The organism is Citrobacter sp. 50677481, from assembly GCF_001463265.1.
Classification (GTDB): domain Bacteria; phylum Pseudomonadota; class Gammaproteobacteria; order Enterobacterales; family Enterobacteriaceae; genus Citrobacter_A; species Citrobacter_A sedlakii.
Genome location: NZ_LNHZ01000061.1, coordinates 487,675 through 511,304 on the forward strand (window position 1 = coordinate 487,675; position 23,630 = coordinate 511,304).

The 23,630-nt window shown below is 57.1% G+C and carries 21 protein-coding genes; 5 read left to right on the plus strand and 16 right to left on the minus strand.

Translation table 11 applies throughout. The features are described 5' to 3' along the window. Positions 1-62 precede the first annotated feature (62 nt). From APU02_RS18860 to pmbA, 6 genes are all read right to left on the minus strand, one after another. Complete coding sequence (locus APU02_RS18860) at positions 63-707, minus strand: DUF4310 family protein (protein ID WP_042289444.1); 645 nt, start codon at positions 705-707, stop codon at positions 63-65. 11 nt (positions 708-718) lie between these two features. After that, positions 719-1,495 (minus strand): DUF4311 domain-containing protein, encoded by a 777-nt coding sequence (locus tag APU02_RS18865; RefSeq protein ID WP_042289446.1) that lies wholly within the window; start codon positions 1,493-1,495, stop codon positions 719-721. Positions 1,496-1,517: 22 nt separating this feature from the next. Then, a complete protein-coding gene (locus APU02_RS18870; RefSeq protein ID WP_060570911.1) occupies positions 1,518-1,817 on the minus strand; it encodes a DUF4312 family protein in 300 nt (99 codons plus the stop codon). 2 nt (positions 1,818-1,819) lie between these two features. Beyond that, positions 1,820-2,182, minus strand: a complete 363-nt coding sequence (locus APU02_RS18875; protein WP_000435389.1) for an SFCGS family glycine-rich protein — start codon at positions 2,180-2,182, stop codon at positions 1,820-1,822. Positions 2,183-2,192: 10 nt separating this feature from the next. Next, the gene (locus APU02_RS18880) at positions 2,193-2,531 is read right to left on the minus strand and encodes a glycine dehydrogenase (protein ID WP_060570912.1); all 339 of its coding nucleotides are present in this window, start codon (positions 2,529-2,531) and stop codon (positions 2,193-2,195) included. Positions 2,532-2,859: 328 nt separating this feature from the next. Then, entirely contained in the window at positions 2,860-4,212 is a 1,353-nt protein-coding gene (gene pmbA / locus APU02_RS18885; protein ID WP_042289456.1) for a metalloprotease PmbA, read from the minus strand. A gap of 95 nt (positions 4,213-4,307) precedes the next feature. On the opposite strand from pmbA, the gene yjgA reads away from it, so the two are divergent. After that, the gene (gene yjgA / locus APU02_RS18890; RefSeq protein WP_060570913.1) at positions 4,308-4,859 is read left to right on the plus strand and encodes a ribosome biogenesis factor YjgA; all 552 of its coding nucleotides are present in this window, start codon (positions 4,308-4,310) and stop codon (positions 4,857-4,859) included. 103 nt (positions 4,860-4,962) lie between these two features. Here yjgA and mpl read toward each other — a convergent pair whose 3' ends face one another. Further along, positions 4,963-6,336 carry a UDP-N-acetylmuramate:L-alanyl-gamma-D-glutamyl-meso-diaminopimelate ligase gene (gene mpl, locus APU02_RS18895; protein ID WP_060570914.1) on the minus strand — a complete coding sequence of 458 codons (1,374 nt, stop codon included), beginning with the start codon at positions 6,334-6,336 and terminating at the stop codon, positions 4,963-4,965. 175 nt (positions 6,337-6,511) lie between these two features. Between mpl and fbp the strand changes: the two genes are divergently transcribed. Beyond that, entirely contained in the window at positions 6,512-7,510 is a 999-nt protein-coding gene (fbp, locus tag APU02_RS18900) for a class 1 fructose-bisphosphatase (RefSeq protein WP_042289463.1), read from the plus strand. A gap of 63 nt (positions 7,511-7,573) precedes the next feature. On the opposite strand, the gene APU02_RS18905 is transcribed toward fbp, so the two are convergent. From APU02_RS18905 to ytfQ, 5 genes are all read right to left on the minus strand, one after another. Continuing rightward, positions 7,574-8,686, minus strand: a complete 1,113-nt coding sequence (locus tag APU02_RS18905) for a methyl-accepting chemotaxis protein (RefSeq protein WP_072197150.1) — start codon at positions 8,684-8,686, stop codon at positions 7,574-7,576. Between the two features lie 81 nt (positions 8,687-8,767). Next, the gene (yjfF, locus tag APU02_RS18910; RefSeq protein WP_042289465.1) at positions 8,768-9,769 is read right to left on the minus strand and encodes a galactofuranose ABC transporter, permease protein YjfF; all 1,002 of its coding nucleotides are present in this window, start codon (positions 9,767-9,769) and stop codon (positions 8,768-8,770) included. Next, on the minus strand, positions 9,756-10,778 hold the full coding sequence (gene ytfT / locus APU02_RS18915) for a galactofuranose ABC transporter, ATP-binding protein YtfT (protein WP_042289468.1): 1,023 nt from the start codon (positions 10,776-10,778) through the stop codon (positions 9,756-9,758). Before ytfT ends, yjfF begins: the two co-directional genes overlap by 14 nt. A gap of 13 nt (positions 10,779-10,791) precedes the next feature. Beyond that, positions 10,792-12,294, minus strand: coding sequence for a galactofuranose ABC transporter, ATP-binding protein YtfR (gene ytfR, locus APU02_RS18920; RefSeq protein ID WP_060570959.1), 1,503 nt, complete (start codon positions 12,292-12,294; stop codon positions 10,792-10,794). A gap of 75 nt (positions 12,295-12,369) precedes the next feature. Next, complete coding sequence (gene ytfQ / locus APU02_RS18925) at positions 12,370-13,326, minus strand: galactofuranose ABC transporter substrate-binding protein YtfQ (protein ID WP_042289469.1); 957 nt, start codon at positions 13,324-13,326, stop codon at positions 12,370-12,372. A 308-nt stretch (positions 13,327-13,634) separates the two neighbouring features. Between ytfQ and ppa the strand changes: the two genes are divergently transcribed. Beyond that, a complete protein-coding gene (ppa, locus tag APU02_RS18930; protein WP_042289473.1) occupies positions 13,635-14,165 on the plus strand; it encodes an inorganic diphosphatase in 531 nt (176 codons plus the stop codon). Positions 14,166-14,504: 339 nt separating this feature from the next. Here the strand turns inward: ppa and APU02_RS18935 are convergent, their stop codons facing one another. The 3 genes from APU02_RS18935 to tamA are packed head-to-tail and all read right to left on the minus strand — an operon-like array spanning position 14,505 to position 20,361. Next, on the minus strand, positions 14,505-14,849 hold the full coding sequence (locus APU02_RS18935; RefSeq protein WP_042289476.1) for a gamma-glutamylcyclotransferase: 345 nt from the start codon (positions 14,847-14,849) through the stop codon (positions 14,505-14,507). Positions 14,850-14,851: 2 nt separating this feature from the next. Continuing rightward, on the minus strand, positions 14,852-18,631 hold the full coding sequence (tamB, locus tag APU02_RS18940) for an autotransporter assembly complex protein TamB (RefSeq protein ID WP_060570915.1): 3,780 nt from the start codon (positions 18,629-18,631) through the stop codon (positions 14,852-14,854). Next, a complete protein-coding gene (gene tamA, locus APU02_RS18945) occupies positions 18,628-20,361 on the minus strand; it encodes an autotransporter assembly complex protein TamA (RefSeq protein ID WP_060570916.1) in 1,734 nt (577 codons plus the stop codon). Before tamA ends, tamB begins: the two co-directional genes overlap by 4 nt. A 215-nt stretch (positions 20,362-20,576) precedes the next feature. On the opposite strand from tamA, the gene msrA reads away from it, so the two are divergent. Continuing rightward, the gene (msrA, locus tag APU02_RS18950; protein WP_060570917.1) at positions 20,577-21,215 is read left to right on the plus strand and encodes a peptide-methionine (S)-S-oxide reductase MsrA; all 639 of its coding nucleotides are present in this window, start codon (positions 20,577-20,579) and stop codon (positions 21,213-21,215) included. A 1-nt stretch (position 21,216) separates the two neighbouring features. Here msrA and APU02_RS18955 read toward each other — a convergent pair whose 3' ends face one another. Continuing rightward, a complete protein-coding gene (locus APU02_RS18955) occupies positions 21,217-22,272 on the minus strand; it encodes a LacI family DNA-binding transcriptional regulator (protein ID WP_060570918.1) in 1,056 nt (351 codons plus the stop codon). Positions 22,273-22,461: 189 nt separating this feature from the next. Between APU02_RS18955 and APU02_RS18960 the strand changes: the two genes are divergently transcribed. Then, entirely contained in the window at positions 22,462-23,616 is a 1,155-nt protein-coding gene (locus APU02_RS18960) for a Gfo/Idh/MocA family oxidoreductase (RefSeq protein ID WP_060570919.1), read from the plus strand. Positions 23,617-23,630 lie beyond the last annotated feature (14 nt).

Genomic DNA, 23,630 nt, shown 5'->3' on the forward strand with positions numbered 1-23,630 from the left:
CGCCCGCCGGGATGATGTGCCGGATAGCGGCGTCACTGCCTTATCCGGCCTGGAGGCGGTCATCAGCTGATCGCGATCGGGAAGATGGAGCCTAAAATCATGGCGCCGAGGATCGCGCCGCCGGTGATCGGTTTTTGCCAGATATAGAACAACAGCGCGCCCAGCAGCGACCCCACGCCAATCGGAATAGAGGCGGTCATCGCGCTCAGAATAATCAACGGTCCCAGGAAACGGCCAGAGGCGTTACCGGCCCCCATCATGACGTCCGCCCCGTAGGTCGAATCGCTCTGGTTGATGGTGAATTTACGCGCCAGAATGATGACGTAACCAATCGCCAGGCCAATCGCCAGACCGGTTACCAGAGAGGCGATAAAGTTCTCGACCGGGAAAATAATGCCAGCGCCGAGCAGCAGCGCCGGAACGCCCAGGCCAACGCCAGTCTGAATGGCCCCGCCGATATCCAGAATCCCTACCAGCGAACCTTCAATAATGCGGGCGAACAGGAAGCTGGCGCCAAACGCCGCAACCGCGCCGTAGGAGCCGGTATCCATCCCCGCCTTCAGCATCGCCACAAAAGCCACTTCGTTAAACGCGCCGATACCGTACAGGTAGTACATGTGCGTCCCGGCAAACACGCCGGAAGAGAGCAGGCCAACGAAGATCGGAAACGACCAGTCGGCAAACCAAAAACCTTTATTCTGTTCCATTGTGGCCTCCGTTATTTGCCGCTAAGCGAGTTGTGGATCAGTTCGAGCCAGTTCGGCACGGTCATGTGGAAGGATTCGATCAGCTTCATATCGAAGCCGCGGAAGAAGCCGCTCAGGACAAACAGCAGCACAATGGCGGCCATCATGACTTTGGTGACGTGGTTCCAGCCGCTCTCTTCGACGCCCTTGCCGATCAGAATACCAAGCACCAGCCCCGGAACGGCGTTCCCCATAATCAGCTGCGCCGCGCCGCCGAAAACGGTCGCCCAGAAACCGGATTTCTTACCGGCGTCGATCGCCGCCAACCAGAAGATCACCGGCATCACGGTGTTGACCAGCAGGTTTGCCGCAGGCACCAGCACTTTCACAGCGGTGACCTGCAAGGCTTCCGGCACCGAGGAGGCGGTGAGATTCAGGAAGGTCACCACGATCATGCCGATGATGCCGCAGGCAATCGCCATCTTTTTCGGATCGTGCAGCGTTTCACCCACGTTGCGGTTTTTGAGCATCAACGCCGCCGCGCCCCAGTTCGGTATAATGCGGTGATCGACGTCCTGAGTGAACGCCCCCGCCGCCACGGAGGACGCCCAGGCGTTGAAGAAGAAGCCCAGGCCGAAGGAGAAGTGAGAAGCCGGATCCCCTTCGCAGGAGTTCAGTTCCCCCAACGTACGAAATGCGCCCATCCCCTGTGTGGTAGGCGCATGAAACATGCGTGCAGCCCCGGCACCCACACCTACGCCGACCAGGCCGCCGATGATGAGCGATTTTATTAAAATTATCAGGAACATAGTTATGCCTTTTTAACAAGAATCAGCGTTGCGAGACAAAATCCACCTTGTCCAGATTGATGGCTGTCACGTTGACGGTCACGTCCAGCTCCACGCTGTACGTCCGCCTTTCGCGGCGCAAAAAGAAGAACAGAAACGCTTCTTTTCGTACCGATTCACGCGCCTGAACAACCTGCACATCCTGTGGCTCAATACGCAGTAAAATATGCGGCGATGCCTTCATGACCGCAGCCTGAACGTGGTTCAGGGCATCGGCAAAGGCGCGCGCTTTGGCTTCGCCTTTCCCGGAGACTCTCACCGTGGTGGTGAATTGTTCTCTCATACTCAGGCGCCGTACTTTTTCTGCCAGGCCTGCACCAGACGTTCGCCAAGCTCTTCTTTATCCATAAAGCCGAAACCCAGCACGTTGCAGCCTTCGTTAATCGCCGTTACGCCTTCATCCACTGAGCGCATCCCGTATTTGGCTTTATAGCCATGTTTATTTTGCGCGGTGATCGCACCTGCGCCGCCGCTGCCGCAGAAAGAGATGCCGAAGGTAGCATTTTCCGCTTTCATAACGTCCCCCAGCTTCATATCCGCCGCCACGCCCGGCACCACTACCGCACGGCCGCCCGCTTTCTCGACGCCTGCCGCCACTTTCTGGCCTTTTCCCAGACGATCGCCAATCACAACGGTAATTTGTTCCATTATTTGCTCCTTAAAGATTGTCTTTCGCGACTTCGAAGTGGACCGACAGCAGCCAGGCTTCTTCCTCGGGAAGATTGCCAAACGCCGCCACCACGTCGCGGGCAAGCGCCATTGATTCGGCGGATATTTCATCAAATAAACTGGCTTCCACTTCAGGCAAAGGCTCGCCGGTCACTGACCGGTGCGCCATGGCGCGAACATGAGACGTCAGCATTTGTTCCTGTACGGCGTTGGGAATGATGTGATGTTCACGCAGTAATGCGTACACCTGCGCCAGCATGCGATCGGCCAGTGCCGCCGTCTGCGCCACCTGTTCCCCCATGTCGTTCATTACTGCTCCGTTATTCACTCGTCTTACCCCGTTAATGGCTCTGGGTTAAAACTAACGGCGGAGGTAAAAAGTTTGTAGCGAGTTGTTTTCCACTTCGAAGTGGAAAGGCGAGTGGCGATAGTGATCTGTTCCACAGAAAAGGCGGTTTTGCTGATTTATCGCTGGAAAAGTGTGATTTGTATCGAGAAATGAAGCGGAAACGAAAGGAGGAAAACGAACAATGCTATTGATGGAATAAGTTGAGAAGTGTGATGGGTATTACGTTTACTTATGGGTGCGAAGCAATGCCGGATGACGCCGCAAAGCGTCTTATCCGGCCTGTCGCGCGTTTGCCGCCTGAGGCGGATTATTGTCCGGCAATCTTCATTTCCGGCAGCAGGACGGAGCCGCACTGAATATTGCTGCGGGTTTCGATATCGTTACCGACAGTCACAATATTGCGCCACATCTCTTTTAAATTCCCGGCGATGGTGATTTCACTTACCGGATACTGGATTTCGCCGTTCTCCACCCAGAAGCCGGCCGCGCCGCGCGAGTAATCACCGGTGATGCCGCTTACCCCCTGGCCCATCAGTTCTGTCACCACCAACCCGGTGCCCATCTCTTTCAGCATCTGCTCAAAGCTCAGCCCTTGTCCGGCAATACGCCAGTTGTGAATGCCGCCCGCATGGCCGGTGCTTTTCAGTCCCAGCTTGCGCGCGGAATAGTTGGTCAACAGCCATTGGGTCAGAATGCCGTCTTTGACGATGTCACGGCGTTCCGTGCGCACGCCTTCGCTGTCGAACGGTGACGACGCCAACCCTTTACGCAGGTGCGGATGTTCTTCAATTGTCAGCCAGTCGGGAAGAATTTGTTTACCCAGCGAATCCAACAGGAAGGTGGATTTACGATACACCGAGCCGCCGGCAATCGCGCCAACCAGATGGCCGAACAGTCCGGTCGCCACTTCATTAGCGAAAATCACCGGCGCTTTCATGGTCGAAAGTTTACGCGGCGCCAGGCGGGAAAGCGTACGACGCGCGCACTCGGCCCCAACCCACTCCGGCGTTTGCAGGTCGCCCAACGCGCGGCCAATCGTGTAGGCGTAGTCACGCTCCATATCGCCGTTCTCTTCGGCGATCACGCAACTGGACAGCGAATGACGGGTAGAGCAATAGCCCTGCAGCATACCGTGGCTGTTTCCGAATACTTTAATGCCATAGTGGCTGTTAAAGCTGCCGCCCTCGGTGTTGGTGATGCGCTTGTCCGCCTGTAAGGACGCCTGCTCGGCGCGCGCCGCCATCTCAATAGCTTCGTCCGGGGACACGTCCGCCGGATGGAACAGATCGAGATCCGGCGCATCGAAGGCCAGCAGCTCTTTATCCGCCACGCCTGCGCACGGATCCGGCGAGGTGTAGCGCGCAATGTCCAGCGCCGCCTGTACGGTACGGGCAATCGCCTGCGGACTGAGGTCGGTGGATGACGCGCTGCCTTTACGGTTCTGGTGATAAACGGTAATCCCCAACGCGCCATCGCTGTTGAATTCAACATTCTCCACTTCACCGTAACGTGTGCTCACGCTAATGCCGGTGGTTTTGCTGACGGCGACTTCCGCGCCGTCGGATTTGCCTGACGCTAACGACAGCGCTGTCGAGACCGCTTCTTCCAGAATCTTACGCTGCGCTTCAACTTGTGAGATTACTTTCATCGCAAATGCCATACTGTAGAGAGAGTTTCTCTGAAGTCTAACAGAGAACCGTTTTTCAGTGCGCATCTTAACTGGTAACATTAGCCTCTTTTTTTAAGGAGCCTGAGATGACAAAGCAGCCCGAAGACTGGCTCGACGACGTTCCCGGTGATGACATCGAAGACGAAGACGATGAAATTATCTGGGTCAGCAAAAGTGAAATTAAACGCGATGCCGAGGAGTTAAAACGCCTGGGCGCAGAAATTGTGGATCTGGGGAAAAACGCGCTGGATAAGATCCCGCTGGATGCGGATCTGCGGGCCGCCATTGAGCTGGCTCAGCGTATCAAGATGGAAGGCCGTCGCCGCCAGTTGCAGTTGATTGGTAAAATGCTGCGAAGCCGTGACGTGGAGCCAATTCGTCAGGCGCTGGACAAGCTGAAAAACCGCCACAACCAGCAGGTGGTGCTGTTCCACAAGCTCGAAAACCTGCGCGATCGTTTGATCGTCGAAGGGGATGACGCGGTCGCGGAAGTCCTGAACCTGTGGCCCAATGCCGACCGTCAGCAATTACGATCGCTGATCCGTAACGCGAAGAAAGAGAAAGAAGGAAATAAACCGCCGAAATCCGCGCGCCAAATCTTCCAGTATCTGCGCGAACTGGCGGAAAACGACGCGTAATAGCGTATGGCAATCTGCCGGATAGCGGCGCGTGCGCCTTGTCCGGCTACCGAGATTGCGCATTGTCCAGGCCCGGTAGGCGCCAGCGCCACCGGGTACTGTTTTACTCTGCGGCTGCCGCTTTCTTCGCCAGCCCATCCAGCAACTTCTGGTGGATACCGCCAAACCCGCCGTTGCTCATCACCAGAATGTGATCGCCCGGCTGCGCGGTTTTCACGACCATCTCCGCCAGCGCGTCAACGTCTCCGCTCCAGTGCGCAGGCTGTACGCAGGCCTCCGCCACTTCAGCCACCTGCCACGGAATATGCGGCGGCTGTAGCAGATACACTTCATCGGCGCGGCCTAATGACGGCGCCAGATCGTCCTTACACAGTCCCATTTTCATGGTATTGGAACGCGGTTCCAGCACGGCGATAATGCGCGCGGTGCCGCCCACTTTGCCGCGCAGCGCGGCAAGGGTCGCCAGGATCGCGGTCGGGTGATGGGCAAAATCATCATAGACGGTCACGCCGTTCGCTTCGCCACGCAGTTCCAGACGACGGCGGGCGTTAATAAACGACCCCAGCGCCGTTGCGGCATCCGCAGGCTGAACGCCGACATGACGCGCAGCGGCAATCGCCATCAGGCCGTTGTGCATGTTGTGCTCGCCCACCAGCGACCACTTCACTTCGCCCACTTTTTCACCATCCAGCCACACTTCCCACTCAGAGGCATCGACGTTCAGCTTCTTCGCCTGCCAGTGGCCCTGCTCGCCCACCAGCTCCTGCTCGCTCCAGCAGCCCATCGCCAGCGTCTGCTTGAGGTTAATATCGTGTTCCGGCCAGATAATCCGTCCCTGGCCCGGTACGATGCGCACCAGGTGGTGGAACTGTTTCTGGATCGCTTTCAGATCGTCAAAAATATCCGCGTGATCGAACTCGAGGTTATTGAGGATTAGCGTGCGCGGGCAGTAATGAACAAACTTGGAGCGCTTGTCGAAAAAGGCGCAGTCGTATTCGTCGGCTTCAATCACGAAGAAATCGCTTTCGCCCAGACGCGCTGAAACCTCGAAGTTGCCCGGAACGCCGCCGATCACAAAGCCAGGCTTGTAGCCACAGGCTTCCAGGATCCAGGTCGCCATGCCAGCAGTGGTGGTTTTACCGTGGGTGCCTGCCACGGCCAGCACCCAGCGGTCACGCAGGACAAAATCATGCAGCCACTGCGGGCCGGACATGTACGGGATGTTTTTTTCCAGCACCGCTTCAACGCACGGGTTCCCACGCGTCATGGCGTTGCCAATGATCACCAGATCAGGCTGTGGGTCGAGCTGACTGGCGTCATAACCCTGAATCAGATCAATACCTTGATTTTCAAGTAACGTGCTCATCGGCGGATACACATTGGCGTCCGAACCTGTTACTTCATGACCGAGTGAGCGCGCCAGCATCGCCAGGCCGCCCATGAAGGTGCCACAAATTCCCAAAATATGAATGCGCATACGTCACTATCCTTTTTTAATCTGCGGGCCATTTTACGCATATGTCAGGCAAGTGAGAAACGCATTTCAGGATAATCCGTACTTTGCTGGCGCGATTCACCTGAGCGCAGCCCCTGAAATATTTGTTAAGATTGTTACGGTCGCTTTACTCCATATCAATTGCAGGGAAAGTGTTATGAAAACGTTAGGTGAATTTATTGTCGAAAAGCAGCACGAGTTCTCTCATGCTACCGGTGAGCTCACTGCTTTGCTGTCGGCAATAAAGCTGGGCGCCAAGATCATCCACCGCGATATCAACAAGGCCGGTCTGGTCGATATCCTGGGTGCCAGCGGTGCTGAGAACGTGCAGGGCGAGGTTCAGCAGAAACTCGATCTGTTCGCGAACGAGAAACTGAAAGCTGCACTCAAGGCGCGCGATATCGTCGCGGGCATCGCCTCTGAAGAAGAAGACGAAATCGTCGTTTTTGAAGGCTGTGAACACGCGAAGTATGTCGTACTGATGGACCCTCTGGATGGCTCGTCCAACATCGATGTTAACGTCTCTGTCGGAACCATTTTCTCTATTTATCGTCGCGTGACCCCGGTTGGTACGCCGGTGACGGAAGAAGACTTCCTGCAGCCAGGCAACAAGCAGGTTGCCGCGGGCTACGTGGTGTACGGTTCTTCCACCATGCTGGTGTACACCACCGGCTGCGGCGTACATGCCTTTACTTACGATCCGTCGCTGGGCGTGTTCTGTCTGAGCCAGGAACGCATGCGCTTCCCGCAGAAGGGCAAAACCTACTCCATCAACGAAGGCAATTACATCAAGTTTCCGAATGGTGTTAAGAAGTACATCAAATTCTGTCAGGAAGAAGATAAGCCGACCAATCGTCCTTACACTTCGCGCTACATTGGCTCACTGGTGGCGGACTTCCACCGCAACCTGCTGAAAGGCGGGATCTACCTCTACCCAAGCACCGCCAGCCATCCGGAAGGGAAGTTGCGCCTGCTGTATGAGTGCAACCCGATGGCGTTCCTCGCCGAGCAGGCGGGCGGTAAAGCCAGCGACGGGAAAGAGCGTATTCTGGATATCATTCCGGAAAGCCTGCACCAGCGTCGTTCGTTCTTCGTCGGTAACGATCATATGGTTGACGACGTTGAGCGCTTTATTCGTGAGTACCCGGACGCATAAAGATGACAGACGGCATGCGCAGGCCGGATAAGGCGAAACCGCTATCCGACCTGCGTTTTGCCGTTACGCCGTCTGCAGTTTAAAGGTCGCCATCGCGTCGATTAAGGCATGAGACTGCGCTTCCAGCGAGCGGGTGGCCGCAGAGGACTGCTGCACCAACGCCGCGTTTTGTTGCGCGGTTTCATCCATCTGGCTAACCGCGATATTAACCTGCTCAATGCCGCGGCTCTGCTCCTGTGACGCGCTGGCGATTTCCCGCATTAGCGTCGTCATGCGCATCACTTCGCTGGCGATCTCATCCATCGTTTCGCCCGCCTGCATGGCCAGATCGCTGCCTTCGTTCACCTGCGCCTGAGAATCGCCGATAAGCATACGGATCTCTTTCGCCGCCTCGGCGCTGCGGCTCGCCAGGTTACGCACCTCGCCTGCCACCACGGCAAAACCGCGCCCCTGCTCCCCGGCCCGCGCCGCTTCCACGGAGGCGTTCAGCGCCAGGATATTGGTCTGGAAAGCAATGCCGTCGATCACGCCAAGAATATCGGCGATCCGGTGTGAACTGCCGGAAATATCGCGCATTTTCTCAATGACATAACAGACCATTTCGCTACCGCGGTCGGCGGTGTCAGAAACAGACTTTGCCAGCCGGTGCGCCTGGTCGGCGTTTTCCGCATTCTGCTTCACCGTCGCGGTAAGCTCTTCCATGCTGGCGGCAGTTTGCTCCAGCGATGTCGCCGTCGATTCAGTACGCGAAGCGAGATGCAGATTGCCGGCGGTCAGCTCACGACTGCCGGTGTCAATTTGCGCGCTGGCGTCACGGACGCGCCTGACGGATTCACTCAGCGCCACGCGCATCCCGGCAAGCGCCGACTGTAGACGATTGAACTCGGCGCTGGCATAACGACTTTCAACAGACGATAAATCCCCCGTTGCCAGACGCTCCAGTTGCTCAACCGCGTTATCAAGTGGCTTCAGGAGCTGGTTACGCAGCAGCAGCCAGACCACCATCAGCAGCGCAATGGCAGTCAGCGTCGCGCCGGTCATGATCCCATAGTAGAACCAGGAAGTGATGATGCGGGTGGAGGCGTACATCCCCATACTGCCCGTTAGCAGCAACAGCAGGGTAATCAGCGACAATAAAACCAGCAGGGAAAGTCGTAGGGAGAGGGATTTTGGCATCGTTATTTTCCGGTTGAAGTCTGTACAGAAACTATCGACAACAACCGGAAAAAGTTTAGGTGATTACGCGATGCCCGCGTTTCACTTTGGTAAGACCGAGGGGGATATTCTGCGTACCGGCGCGTTTTGCCGGTTCTCCCACAGCACCGTCAGGCCGCGCTGTAACGCGATGAAGATAAATAACAGGATCCCGATGGCGATTTTCGTCCACCACGAACTGAGCGTGCCGTCGAAATTAATATAGGTCTGAATCAGCCCCTGAATAGCCACGCCGAACAGCGTACCGAGCACGGTGCCGACGCCGCCGCTCAGCAGCGTGCCGCCAATGACCACCGAAGCGATCGCGTCCAGCTCCACGCCAACGCCCGCCAGCGCGTAACCGGCCTGGGTATAGACAGAAAAAACGATTCCGGCGAGCGTCGCCAACCCGGTGGACAGCATATAGATGCGAATGGTGGTGCTGCGCGTTGAAATGCCCATCAGGTTTGCCGAGGTCGCGTTGCCGCCAATGGCGTACACCTGATTCCCAAACCGCGTGCGGTGAGCCAGAAAAATGCCTGTCACCACCACCGCCAACATCAGCAGACCCATTGCGCTCAAACGCCCGCCGCCGGGGATCTTCCACGCCAGGCTGGAAAGGGTATCGTAAACAGGATGGTCAATCGGAATCGACTCTTCAGACACCAGATAGCTGACTCCGCGCAGAAAGAACATCCCGGCAAGGGTGATGATAAACGCCGGGATCTTCAGCGCGTCAATCAGTAATCCCATAAACGCGCCGAAGGCGCAGCCCATCGCCAGCACCAGTGGAAACGCCAGCAACGGCGACACGCCCCAATAACCAATGGCTTTCGCCAGAAATACGCCAGTGAAGGCGATCACCGAACCGACAGAAAGATCGATACCGCCGGAGAGGATCACAAAGGTCATCCCTACGGCGATGATGCCGAGAAAGGCGTTGTCAGTGAGAATATTGCAGATCACCCGCGTGGAGGCGAAGCCGGGAAACTGGGTCAGGCAGTACAAATAGCCCAGCACAAAAACCCCGAGGGTGATCATCAGCGGTAGGTTACGTTTTATCACGACCACGCACTCCTTTTAGCAAACTGATAAAGCGCTGCGACTGGACAATCAGCACGCACAGCACCACGACGGCTTTGACGACCTGATTCATTTCCGGCGGGAATCCGGACAGTAAAATGCCGGTGTTCATGCCCTGAATGATCAGCGCCCCCACCACCGACAAAAACAGGTTGAAGCGTCCACCCATCAGCGAGCCGCCGCCGATAACCACCGCCAGAATGGCGTCCAGCTCCAGCCATAGCCCGGCGTTGTTGGCGTCGGCGCCGCGTATATCCGCCGCAACGATGATCCCGGCAATCGCCGCGCACAGCCCGCTGAGCACATAGGTGAGCATGACGATGATCCGTGTATTCACGCCGGCGTTTTTGGCCGCGCGAATGTTAATGCCTACCGCTTCAATAAACATACCGAGTGCGGTTTTACGGGTCAGCAACCAGAACAGCAGCAGAGTGATCAACGCCACGATCACCGGCGTCGGAAACAGCAGCAGGGATCCGCTGCCAAACCAGGAGAGCGCAGGCGAGCTAAAGGTGACGATCTGTCCGGAGGTGATCAACTGCGCGACGCCGCGCCCGGCCACCATCAGGATCAGGGTGGCGACAAACGGCTGGATTTTCAGGATCGCCACCAGGACACCATTCCATAATCCGGCGAGGATCCCCGAGCCAAGCGCGGCGAGCAACACCACCGGCAGGCTGTGTCCGGCGACGGTCATGGCCGCGGTGGTGGCCCCCGCAATGGCCATCACCGCGCCGACAGAGAGATCGATGCCGCCGGTAGCGATCACCAGCGTCATACCGATCGCCAGCAGCGCCACAGGCGCGGCGCGATTGAGAATATCGACAGGGCTACCGAACAGACGGCCATCCTGCAGGACAATCTGGTAAAAATGCGGCGCAACCAGACTGTCCACCAGCAGCACCAGCAGGAGCGCTATCAGCTGCGGCGTCCCGGTCGGCCAGCGAAAGCGTCGCTTTGGCGAGGTGCTTTGCGGGAGAGATTGAGGCATCACAAAAGTCTCCTTACGCCGCGATGGCGTTCATGATCGCCGGAACAGAGAGTTCAGCCAGGGGGATCTCCGCCACCTGTTTTCGGTCGCGCATAATGATGACCCGATCCGCATAACCGACCAGTTCCTCCAGCTCCGAAGAAATCACCAGCAGCGCCAGACCGTCGGCGCAAAGGGTTTCGATCAGCCGGATGATCTCGGCATGCGCGCCGACGTCAATCCCGCGGGTGGGTTCGTCGAGGATCAGGAACTGCGGTTTGGTCAGCAACCAGCGCGACAGCAGCACCTTCTGCTGATTGCCGCCGGAAAGAAACTCAATCGGCTGTTCCGCGCTGGGCGTGCGTATACCAAGCTGGCGAATAAAACGCGCCGCAATGTCGTTTTGCTCCTTGCGCGGGATCGGCCTCAGCCAGCCGCGCTGAGCCTGGAGCGCCAGAATGATATTTTCCCGTACCGATGCGGCGGCAATGATACCGTCGGTTTTCCGATCCTCCGGACAAAACCCGATCCCCAGGCAGGATGCCTGATGCGGCGATCGCAGAGCGTGCGGTTTGCCTTTGATCTGCGCGCTGCCGCTGTCTGCCGGCTTGATGCCAAAGATCACTTCCGCGGTTTCCGTCCGCCCGGAGCCTAACAGCCCCGCCAGACCGACGATCTCACCGGGGCGCACTTCCAGATCGAACGGGGCGATCGTCCCTTTCCTGCCATACCCTTTGAACGCAGCGATCGGTTTGTCGCTCAGCAAGGTGCGCCCCGCGCGCTGGAGCGCGTTGGTTTCCAGCTCGCGTCCCAGCATCATTTTCACCAGTTCGATTTGCGGCAGCTCGCGCGTTTCACGACAGCCAACAACGCTACCGTTACGTAAGACGGTGATCCTGTCGCTCACGTCGTAGACCTGATCGAGGAAATGGGTCACGAAGATCAGGCTGACGCCGTTGTCGCGCAAGCGGCGCATCAGACCAAACAACATCTCCACTTCCTGGGTGTCAAGGCTGGCGGTCGGCTCGTCGAGGATCAGCACTTTTGCAGAGAGATCGATAGCCCGGCAAATGGCGACGATCTGCTGCATTGCCACTGAAAAGCGGTTTAGCGGCTCGCGCACGTCGAGCGAGAAGCCGTAAGACGCCATTAGCGCCGAGGCGCGTGTTTCCATCTCCTTGCGCCGCAACAGGCCAAAACGCCGGGGCTCACGGCCAATAAACAGATTATCCGCCACCGACATGTTTGGCAGCAGGTTAACTTCCTGATACACCGTACCAATGCCCAATTGCTGTGCATGGGCGGTATTCCGGGGTGAGATCGCACGGCCTTCCAGAAATATCGTACCGCGATCGGCGTGATATACCCCGGTCAGCGCTTTGATCAGCGTCGATTTCCCCGCGCCGTTTTCCCCCAGCAGCGCCATGATTTCGCCGCGCCGTAGCGTGAAGTCGACGTTATCCAGCGCTTTGACGCCCGGGAAGAATTTACTCAAGCCCTCGGTACGGAGGATCGCCTGGTGTTGAGCAGTGGTCATGGTTCCTCCGGTACATTCTGAACCCGCTTTACCGTAGGCCGGGTCAGCGTCGCGCCACCCGGCCTTGTCAAACAATCAGTAGCCCATATTTTTCTTCTTCTCTAACTCTTCTTTCGCGGTGTCCGGCAGATAAAGCGTCGATTTGGTGATGGTCACTTTTTCCGGCATCGTGCCGTCTTTCTTGAACTTCTCGAGCGCGTCGAAAGCCGGACCCGCCATGTTTGGCGTCAGTTCAACGCTGGCGTTGGCATCACCGTCAATCATCGCTTTGAAGATGTCGGGCACGCCGTCGATGGAACCGGTGAGAATGTCTTTCCCTGGCTTCAGTCCCGCCTCTTTTATCGCCTGAATGGCGCCAATCGCCATATCATCGTTGTGGGCGTAAACCATGCAGATGTTCTTGCCGTTGTTTTCCGCTTTGATAAAGCTTTCCATCACCTCTTTACCTTTACTGCGGGTAAAGTCGCCAGACTGGGAACGGATAATTTTGATGTTTGGCGCATTGGCGATGGCTTCTGCAAAGCCTTTTTTACGGTCGATAGCCACGCTGGCGCCGACTGTTCCCTGCAACTCAACCACGTTACACGGCTTACCGTTCACCTCTTTGATCAGCCAGTCGCCTATCAGTTTGCCTTCAAGGACGTTGTCGGCGGTCACCGTCGTCATATAGAGAGATTTGTCTTTGACATCAATGGAGCGGTCGAGCAGAAAGACCGGAATTTCCGCGTCCTTCGCTTCCTTCAGCACCGGTTCCCACCCTGTCGCAACCACCGGCGCAATGAAGATAGCGTCAACCCCTTGCGCCACGAACGAGCGCACTGCTTTAATCTGGTTTTCCTGCTTCTGCTGGCCGTCGGCGATCTTCAGCGTAATCCCCCGCTTTTCGGCCTCGCTTTTCGCCACGTTGGTCTCGGCGGCGCGCCAGCCGGACTCTGAGCCGACCTGCGAAAATCCTACGGTTAAGGGGGCGGCCATCGCCATAGACGACATGGCTGCCGAAACTGCTGTGACTAAAAGTAAGCGCTTCCACATAACTGTGTCCTCGTAGGGTGAGTTTTTGTTGGTTAAGAAACAGTCGCGAAAAAACTATAGACAATCGAATATGTAACGAATTGCGTTACATCACACTTCAAAAAAGTAAATAGAACGTTAATCACAAGTTTGTAATCGCTTTCATTTACCTATGAAAAAAGCGGCTGAAGATATGGATTTTCCTGTCATGCGAGCGCGCTAAAAAGGCCATGCGGGAGGGAGGTAAAAACAAAATCAGGCGAAGACATTCGGCGCGAGATAGCTATAATACTTGCCACTTGTTTACGACACAGTTAAAGGAAACAGACATGAGCTTACTCAACGTACCTGCGGGTAAAGAGCTGCCGGAAGATATCTATGTAGTGATTGAGATCCCGGCTAACGCAGATCCGATCAAATACGAAGTCGACAAAGAGAGCGGCGCGCTGTTCGTTGACCGCTTCATGTCCACCGCGATGTTCTATCCGTGCAACTACGGCTACATCAACCACACCCTGTCTCTGGACGGTGACCCGGTTGACGTACTGGTCCCAACGCCGTACCCGCTGCAGCCGGGCTCTGTGATCCGCTGCCGTCCGGTTGGCGTGCTGAAAATGACCGACGAATCCGGTGAAGATGCGAAACTGGTTGCCGTGCCGCACACCAAGCTGAGCAAAGAGTACGATCACATTAAAGACGTGAACGACCTGCCGGAACTGCTGAAAGCGCAGATCACTCACTTCTTCGAGCACTACAAAGACCTCGAAAAAGGCAAATGGGTGAAAGTTGACGGCTGGGACAACGCCGAAGCCGCTAAAGCGGAAATCGTTGCTTCCTTCGAGCGCGCCGCGAAGAAATAAGTTCGTTACGCGATAAAAACCCTGAACGTCGGGCATCGGCGGATCAGGGTTTTTTTATGCCTGATGAAGCGCCTTAACCGGCCTAACTTCCCCTCTTTCACGATAGCCTGCGTCTTAATAACGCAACGTCGACCACCTCATCCCCAGCCATGCCTGTGCGAAGGAGCTGTCTGGCGCAGAGAGCCCGCGTCCGTAAATGGTTGTTCAGTATCCTCCCTGGATTGATCCCTCTGCACAGTGAAGCGGAACGGAGAGAAAAGAAATGGCGTGATGAGATGACAAATAATGATGCGTAGCGCCTCGCAAAAAACAACGCCACCCGAAGGTGGCGTGCTCAATTCAGTACTGGTCTCTGTCTAACCAGTTACCGCTTTCGATCAGCGTTAATCCCGTCACCGGACGTTGGTACACATACATCCATGCACTTCCGTACGGCGTCTGGATCAACTGGCGTGCGTATTCGCCGCCCCGGGTGCGCAGGGCATCCAGTTCGGCCAGCGTGGCGTTATCAATACGATAAACTTCACCCTGTACTGTTCCGTTCCCGGGAACTGCGCCTGGATAGTGGCCCAGGCTGTACAACTGGTAGTTATCAATACTGTATTCGCCCAGCAACTGGGCGTTGGTCATCCAGTGGCTGTTGCCTTGTTTGGTTCGTAAACTGCCGTAGACAAATATTCGCATTGCTAAAACTCAAACTGATAGAGCAAATCCAGTGCCTGATCTACGCCAGACACGGCTTCCAGATATAGCTTAGGCATCAGGCGATAACGTAGCGTGAGCGTGGCTAAAGAGTCAAATATGCCCACACCGTATTTCACCTGTAGACCAGGCAATACATATCCGCTGACCACCACCTGGGATGAGTCCCCTACCCCCTGGGTGTCCAGCGCCAAATTGCTTACGCCAAATGTCTCCCCGATTTTACCCACAACCTGACCACTTTGTGCAACCCCCAGGCCAATGAGCATGGAGGTCATCGCTGCGCTGTCGCTTTGATCGCTATCCAGTCCCTGTCCGCGCAGCAGATAAGAGAGCGCCATTTGCTGTGACATGGCCGGATCAGAGAAGATCTCCGCCTTCGGTTCGTCCGCCGATCCGGTGACGCGAACGCCAGCGATTACATCATCTTCGGTCGCTTCCGGGTTACGAATCGCTTCGATATTGAGTAAAGGCTGATCCGGCGGGCCAGAGAAGAGCAGTTCGCCCTTACGCACTATCAGATCCTGCCCGTAGGCGTGGAAGCGGCCTTCCGGAATATTAATCTGTCCGTTAAGCCCCAGCCCCTGTTTATCCTGCGCCACTTTCAAATCGCCCGTCAGACGGGCTTTCAGGCCAAACGCGTCCATCCGCACGTTGTTGCCGACGTGGACGATCAGGTTGCTGTTGATCGGGATCCCGGCGGTCTGCGGTTCTTCAGGCTGTAACTGATCGTTGAGCATGACTTCGTCGCTGGAGACGCCCACTGCGCTTTCCGGCAGCTCATGCACCACAATGCGCGCCCACGGCACGTCGACACGACCGTCGAGGGTGAATAAGCTCGGCGTCGCTTCAAACACCACGTCCGGCGAGACGTCCAGCCGTACCATTGGCGGTACGGTAATGCGCACCCGGCTGCCTTTCGCCGCAACCCGCGCGCGCCAGTTGTCGATCTGGCTCCAGTCTGCGTCACCGCTGAGGTTTATCTGCCCCTGCTGAGTACGTACTTCCCCGGTCAGGGTCGAGCGCGTACCGTTAAAATTCATCGCCAGCTGACTTGGCTGCATGTCAAACGGCATAAAGTTGCCGTCGATATCCAGACCGCTTAGCTGGAGCTGACCAAACATCTGCGGCCCCTGGACATCGCCGCCGAGACGCAGGTTCGCGTTCAGCATCCCCGCCGCTTTTTCACCGCGGGCAAAGATCGGGTTCACCATCGCCAGATTGAGGTTGCGGATGTTCACATTGCCGCCAAGATTACGTCGCCCCTGCGGATCGGTCACCTGCACCTGACCGTCAAGCTGTCCGTTATTGGTCAGGCGAATCAGCCAGCCCAGTTCCGCGCGATTGTTATGCAGATCGGCGCTGACGTTCAGCGTGTCAAACGCCAGCGGCAGCGGCCCGTCGTTAACCGTCTGCGTCACCTTCACGTTACGTCCGGAAAGCGTCACGTTGCCCTGCGGCAGCCCCTCTTTGGTGGTGTCCCACGCCACGTCAGCCTTCCCGGTAAAAACGCCGCTGGCCTGAGTGGTCTCTGGCATAAACGGCTTCAGCATCGCCAGATCGAAGCGGTTGAGATTCACCACCGCCCGGCCTTCCGCCCCGGCGTCAATGGTTTGCGGCACACACAGTTCAGCGTTCGGGTTCGTCCAGCAATGTGGCCCAATGCTGATTTTCTGCTCCTGGTTGCGGTAATCCAGTGCGATGGCGCGGGTCAGCGACCACGGCCCCACCGGCGTCTGGAAGCGGGTATTGCTGAGGGTACCTTTCCAGCGCATCTCTTTTCGGTCAAAGCTACCGGCCAGATCGAGCTGTCCGGAAACCGGCTCGCCCTGAACCCGCAGCTGCAACTGGTGCTGCTTCTCGCTGCCTTTCGCGTTCAGCGTGACAAGATTGATATTCACATCCGGCTGCGAGATTCGTTCTACCCTGACATCAAGCTGTCCGGCAATCTGGTCGGTGGATTTGATATCTCCTTCTACCCGCACCTGGGCCACGGAGAGTTCCTGCCAGCGTAGGCCGCGGGCGGTGATATCCGCCAGCAGTTGCGGCGCATCGACCGTGCCGCGCACCTTTAACAGGCCTTTCGCCGTACCGCCTAACCCCGGCAGTGCGTTATCCAGCCCCGGCGCGTCAATGGTGGCGTCCAGATTCAGCTCTTTGACGCCCAGCTCGCCTTTCACATCCGCGCTGTTCGCCCCCAGTTCCAGATGCAGTCCTGGAATGATCCACTGCATGTAACTGTTGCCCTTCAGCGAGCCGTTAACGTTAACCTTGTTCTGCTTAACGTTGCCTGTCAGCTTCAGCTCCGGCACCTCCATCTGCCACGTGCCGCCATACAGGCTGCCGCGGGTTTTGACCAGACCATTGAGCCTCGAGGGCCAGTCCGGCACCTCTTTGGCGGTGTTAATGCCGTCCAGCGTCAGTTCACCGCGCCAGCTGATCGCCTGCTGCCAGTCCACCAGCGCTTTCAGCTCGGTTTTCCCTTCCAGCGCGGCGACAGTCAGCTTGTCGAGGTTAATCTGCTGTTCGTTGCCTTTCGCATCCAGGGTGATGGTCGCCGGGGGAATATCCTGCCCTTTCACCGCCGTGCGCATCGACAGCGTGTAGTCGGTCATTTTGCCGGTGAGTTTGAGCCGGATATCATCGGCCTGGAACTGCTTATCGCCGGTAAACGGCCAGTAAACCTGCTTACTGACCACGTCCAGATTGAGCGGCAGCCCGGCCTCCGCCAGCCGCGTCTGCGCCCGCAGATCCACATCCACCGGACCGGAGAGATTCACGCCGACTTCCAGCTGTTCGCGCAGCGCGCCGCCCACCTTTAGCGTGATCTTCTCGCCCTTCAGCGGCTCCACGTTCAGCGTGCTGTTGAGGGTCATATCCACTGGCCAGTTATGGCTTAACTGTGCCGTACCGGTCGCATTTATCGTCCCCTGACTGGAATCGATATCCAGCGCGTCCAGCTTCATATTGCCGTCAATGCTACTGACCTTCAGCAACAGGTTAAAGACCGTCAGATCGGTATCGCCCGTAAGACGCAACTGCTCGCCTTTAAACGCTTCAATATTAAGATTCAGCGGCAGGTGAACGTCGGTCATTTCCGGCAGCACCGGCCTGGAGAACAGATCCTTGAGCGTTTCGCCGAGCGGTTTTTCGTCCGGCTGCGGATTCTGGATCTTCGGTTCCACGACCTCTTCTTGCGCCACGTCCGCCACTTTAGGCAGCGCGATCAACAGCCCCTGTAATGAGGTGGGCTTCAGGGTCAGATTTTTTTCCTGCCAGTTCAGGCCTGAGGTGAAATCCATTACCGAAACGGTGGTGTCGTCAATTTTAATATTGACGTTTTCCAGCGCGACGCGAGAAAGGGTGATGGGATAGGGCGTGGAGAGATTCAGCGGGCCGCTGTCTTCCTCTGCCTCTACCTGTTCCGAGGGCGGCATCTTTTTGCTGTCAATGACGACGTTGATGTCCTTGAGCGACAAATCGTTGACGCACAGACTGCTGTTCCACAGGCAGTCCAGCCCTAAGGCCAGATGCACTTCGCCGGCATTCACCGCCACGCCCGGCTGGTCGTAACGGATATTTTTCAATGACAGGTCACGCCAGCCGCCGGTCACCTGGCCGATTTCCAGCCCCGGCACCCAGCGGTTCGCCGCGTTGAACACCAGATGCAGACCGGTGGTGGTGCCCACCAGAAACCCGACGGTTGCCAGCAGCAGCAGGATAAAAATCAGTACGCCGAGGCTTATCTTCTTCCATAAACTCATAATTCAGGCCCCAGACCGATGTAAAACTGTAAACCATGCTCGTCTTTGTCGCCGATCGGCGCGGCGATATCGAGCTTGATCGGCCCGACCGGCGACTGCCAGCGCACGCCAACCCCGGCGCCGGTTTTGAAGTCGCTTCTGCGGATATCGCTGACCGCTTCGCCGCTGTCGACAAACATCGCGCCCCACCATTTTCCGCTGACGTTATACTGATATTCCAGCGAGCCGGTTGCCAGCTTTGACGCCCCTTTCAGGTCGCCATTGCTGTCTTTCGGCGAGATTGATTTATATTTGTAGCCGCGAATACTGCGATCGCCCCCGGCGAAGAAGCGGAGATCCGGCGGCACTTTGTCAAAGTCGCCGGTCTCAATCCAGCCGAGATTGCCGCGCATCACGAAACGGTGGCGATCGTACAAGGTGCGGATCCAGACGTTTTGCGCCTGGATCACCGAGAAATCGACATCTGATCCCCAGGCGGTGTTGGAGTAGTCAATCGAATAGCGCTGCGAGTCGCCCCACGTCGGCATCAGGCCGCCGCGCGAGCGGGTACGGCTTATCATCACCCCCGGATACAGCAGCATGGTGGTATTGGTCACTTCGCCCTGGGTAAAGTGGTCGAGACTCCAGCGCAGGTTTATCGCCCGCTGCCAGCCGCTGGAAAGATCCCAGTAGCGCGAAAGCGCAAGCGTGGTGGAGTCCTGTTCGGTATCGTTGAGATCGGTACGCTTAAAGCCGCCCTGCACCAGGTAATACTGCTCCAGCGGATTCTTTAAGAGCGGGATTTTGTAGCTGAAATCCAGCACCTGTTCGGGGGCGGAGATGCTGGCGCTGGTGGTCAGGCTGTGCCCGTACGAGTTCATCCACGGTTTTTTCCACGTCGCCTTTACCCGCGGGCCGACGTCAGTGGAATAGCCCACCCCGGTTTCGATGGTGTTTTCGGTGCGCGGCGAAACCACGCCCTTTAGCGGCAGCACTTTGGTCTGGCGCGCTTTGTCGAATTCCGGCGCGACGACCACCGAGTTGAACCATCCGGTCGCCGAGAGACGACGGTTTAACTCGCCGAGATCTTTTGATTCATACTGGTCCCCCTCTTTAAACGGCACCAGATTTTGCAGATACTCATCACGGATCTGCGAACCTTCGAAAGTGACATGACCAAAGCGGTAGCGCTCGCCGCTGTTGTAGTCGATATCCCAGAAAGCCTGATGGCGGTCAAGCGCGACGCCCAACTGGCTCTTATTAAATTCGCTGTCGAAATACCCTTTACGTAGCGCCACGCTGGTGAGGGACTTTTTAAAACTGTCGTAATCCCCGTGATTCAGCACCGTCCCGACTGCCGGACGCGTTTTCAGCAGATCCAGATAATCTCTGTCGGTACGCGCGCCGCCGCGTAAAATGACTTCGGTCCCGCCAATGCGCACCGGTTCACCCGGCGTGACCCTGGCGATCAGCACCTGACGCCCCTTTGCCGGCGGCGGACGCAGGTCAAAGTCGATCGTCGGCTCGTAGTAACCGAGCGCCTTTAGCCCCTCACGGATAGCATCATCTACGCGCGCGCGAAAACGCCGGTCCGGCGTCACTTCGTCGCTTTGAATCGTGGAGAGCTGCGCACGGACGTTTTTCTCCAGTTCTCCTGATAGCCCCTCGACCTGTAATCGGACGTTCGCGGCCCAGGCGGAACTGCTTAAGCACAGCAGGCTCACCCAGCATAACTGACGGATATGTGGCACTTTTTCTCCTGAATATCCCTTATTTCCACCCCTGGAAAACAACCATAATGCCGATCCACGGCTTAACAAAAACCCAACAACTGGGATTGAAAAACAGACGACAACCCAAATATTTCTTATGTTTAAGATAGACGTATTCGTAATGGATATTGTGTGCAAATACGCGTCTTGTTACAACCTTAACCCCAATTACTGATTATCGGGAGAACGGCACCATGAGTTTATTCGACAAAAAGCATCTGATTTCACCGTCAGAGGCGCTACCTGGACGCAATACCCCGATGCCGGTGGCGACGCTTCACGCCGTCAATGAACATTCAATGACGAACGTGCCCGAGGGGATGGAAGTCGCCCTTTTCGCCATGGGCTGTTTCTGGGGCGTTGAGCGCCTGTTCTGGCAGCTCCCTGGCGTTTACAGCACCGCGGCGGGGTATACCGGCGGCTATACGCCTAACCCGACCTACCGGGAAGTGTGTTCCGGCGAGACCGGCCACGCCGAAGCGGTACGCGTGGTGTATGACCCGAACGTTATCAGCTACGAGCAGCTGCTACAGGTGTTCTGGGAAAACCACGATCCGGCGCAAGGTATGCGTCAGGGCAACGACCACGGCACCCAGTACCGTTCGGCCATTTATCCGCTGACGCCGGAGCAGGATGCCGCCGCGCGCGCCAGCCTTGCGCGTTTTCAGTCGGCGATGACCGCCTCCGGCGACGATCGCCACATCACAACGGAAATCAGCAACGCCACGCCGTTTTACTACGCCGAGGACGATCACCAGCAGTATCTGCACAAAAATCCGTACGGATACTGCGGCATCGGCGGGATTGGCATTTGTCTGCCGCCACAAGGGTAATCTATCGTGACACGGCCACGCGGGCGGCGTGGCGCGTGGCGCTAACCACCGTGCCCTTATCCAACACCTTGCCTTTCAGGCATAAATTGAATACCGGCGCGGATGGCCGGTTGAGCCGGTTTTGCAATAAATGCACGGCTTCCACCCCCAGCGCCCGACAGGGGATGGTGATGCAACTCACCGTTGCAATAACCTCCGCGTCCAGTCCCTCCACGCCGGTGGTCATGAGCGAGATCCCCTCCGGCATGCGAACGCCCGCTTTTTCCAGCACGCGCTGGATGCCCACCGACATCGGCGCACCCGCGCAAAAAATCACTTCCGGCCACGCCTCGCGCGGCGTAATGCGCAGCCAGTCGTCTATCGCCTGTTCCGCCTCCCCGGCGGTAAACCCTTCGGTGACCAACAGATCCCGCTGTGAATCAAACGGGATCTGATACTGGCGATAGACCTCTTTAATGCCTTCCAGCCGCCAGTACATGGTTTCGCGCCGCAGGCTGGTGATGTGAAGTATGCGGCGGTGCCCCTGATCGAACAGATACTGCGCCGCAAGGTTGCCAATCGCCCGGTGATCTGGTGATACCGCGTCGAGTAGCCCCTCCCGATCCTGCGAATTCACCAGCACGCAGGGTTTATCCAGCGACTGCGCCAGTTTGTGGATGGTTGGATCGTCAATGCCGATCAGAATGATGGCGTTGATATTCTTATTGTTGGCTTTTTCCAGAAAGATTTTGATATCGGCGCGTTGCTCGTCCAGCCCACACCAGGTGAGATACACATCGTGCGGCGCAACCGCGTCAGCGATGCCCCGCGTTACCTCCAGGTAAAAAGCGTCGCCCTGGGCGGTGAACGTTCGCTGGGGGGCAAAAACCACGATGCCGTTAATCAGCAGGCGACCGCTGGCGAGGGAGTCGAGCACGCCCAACTGGCGCGCGCAGCTCACTATCGCTTCACGCGCCTTGTTGCTGGTGTAAGACTTTCCGCTGAGTACCCGGGAAACGGTACTGACCGAGAAGCCGGTCAAGGCCGCAATTTCGTCCATTTTTAGCTTGCCTGACATTCTGTGACCCCGCTCGCAATGTATCTTTGCAAATTTTTGCAGATGTACCCCATTGATTCTAAAACGCCTTTTTGCTTCGCGGGCTAACTTCTTTTGCATCCTGCAAGCCCTCTCACAAAATCCCGTTGTCGACGTTTCAGCCGTTTTCTATGTTCCGCTTATCCCCCATCGCACTGAGTAAGGCCTGACATGAAAAAAGTACGCTTTGGCATTATTGGCGTCGGCAATATCGGCACCGTCCACGCCCGTTATCTGCTGGCAGGTAAGGTTGAAGAAGCCTGCCTGACCGCCGTTTGCGATAACAATCCCGACAAACATGCCGCCATCCGCCGTCTGACGGGCGAGTCGGTCGCTCTGTTCAGCGACGCGCGCGAGATGCTGGAAAGCGGTCTGATCGACGCGGTGATTGTCGCCACGCCGCATTACGATCATCCGGCGCTATCGATAATGGCAATGCGCCGGGGCATACACACCCTCTGCGAAAAGCCCGCTGGCGTCTACACCGCGCAGGTTGAGGAAATGAACGCCTGCGCTCGCGAATGCGACGTGGTGTTTAGCATGATGTATAACCAGCGTCCCAATCCGCTGTACCAGAAAGTGAAAGATCTCATCGACAGCGGCGAACTGGGCGAACTGCGCCGCTCCAACTGGATCATCACCAACTGGTATCGCTCGCAGAGCTATTACAACTCCGGCGGCTGGCGCGCCACCTGGAAAGGCGAAGGCGGCGGCGTGCTGCTCAACCAGGATCCTCATCAGCTCGATCTCTGGCAGTGGCTGGTGGGAATGCCGGTGCGGATGCGCGCCTTTTGCCAGTTTGGTAAGCATCGCCAGATTGAGGTCGAAAACGAGGTCACCGCGTATGCGGAATACGCCAACGGCGCAACGGGGGTGTTTATTACCACCACCGCAGAAGCGCCGGGGACCAACCGGCTGGAGATCGCAGGCGATCGCGGCAAAGTGGTGGTGGAAGAAGGCCGCCTGCGCTTCTGGCGTTTGCGCGAATCAGAAACCGAGTTCAATGCCCGCTGGCAAAACGGCTTCGGCGAGCCGGAGTGCTGGGAAGTGACGATTCCCACCGCGGCGGAATGCAGCGAGCATGATGTGATTACCCGTAATTTCACCGCCGCTATCCTGCACGGCGAGCCGCTGATCGCCCCCGGTCTGGAGGGGATTCGCGGTCTCACGCTTTCTAACGCCATGCACCTGTCCACCTGGATCGACGACTGGGTCGCGTTTCCCTTTGACGAGCAGCGCTACTACCAGTTGTTGCAAGAACGCATTGCGTCATCGGTAGAAAAACATGTCGCCAGCCGCACGCTGGACGCTTCCGGCACCTGGTAACGACGAGGAGGAAG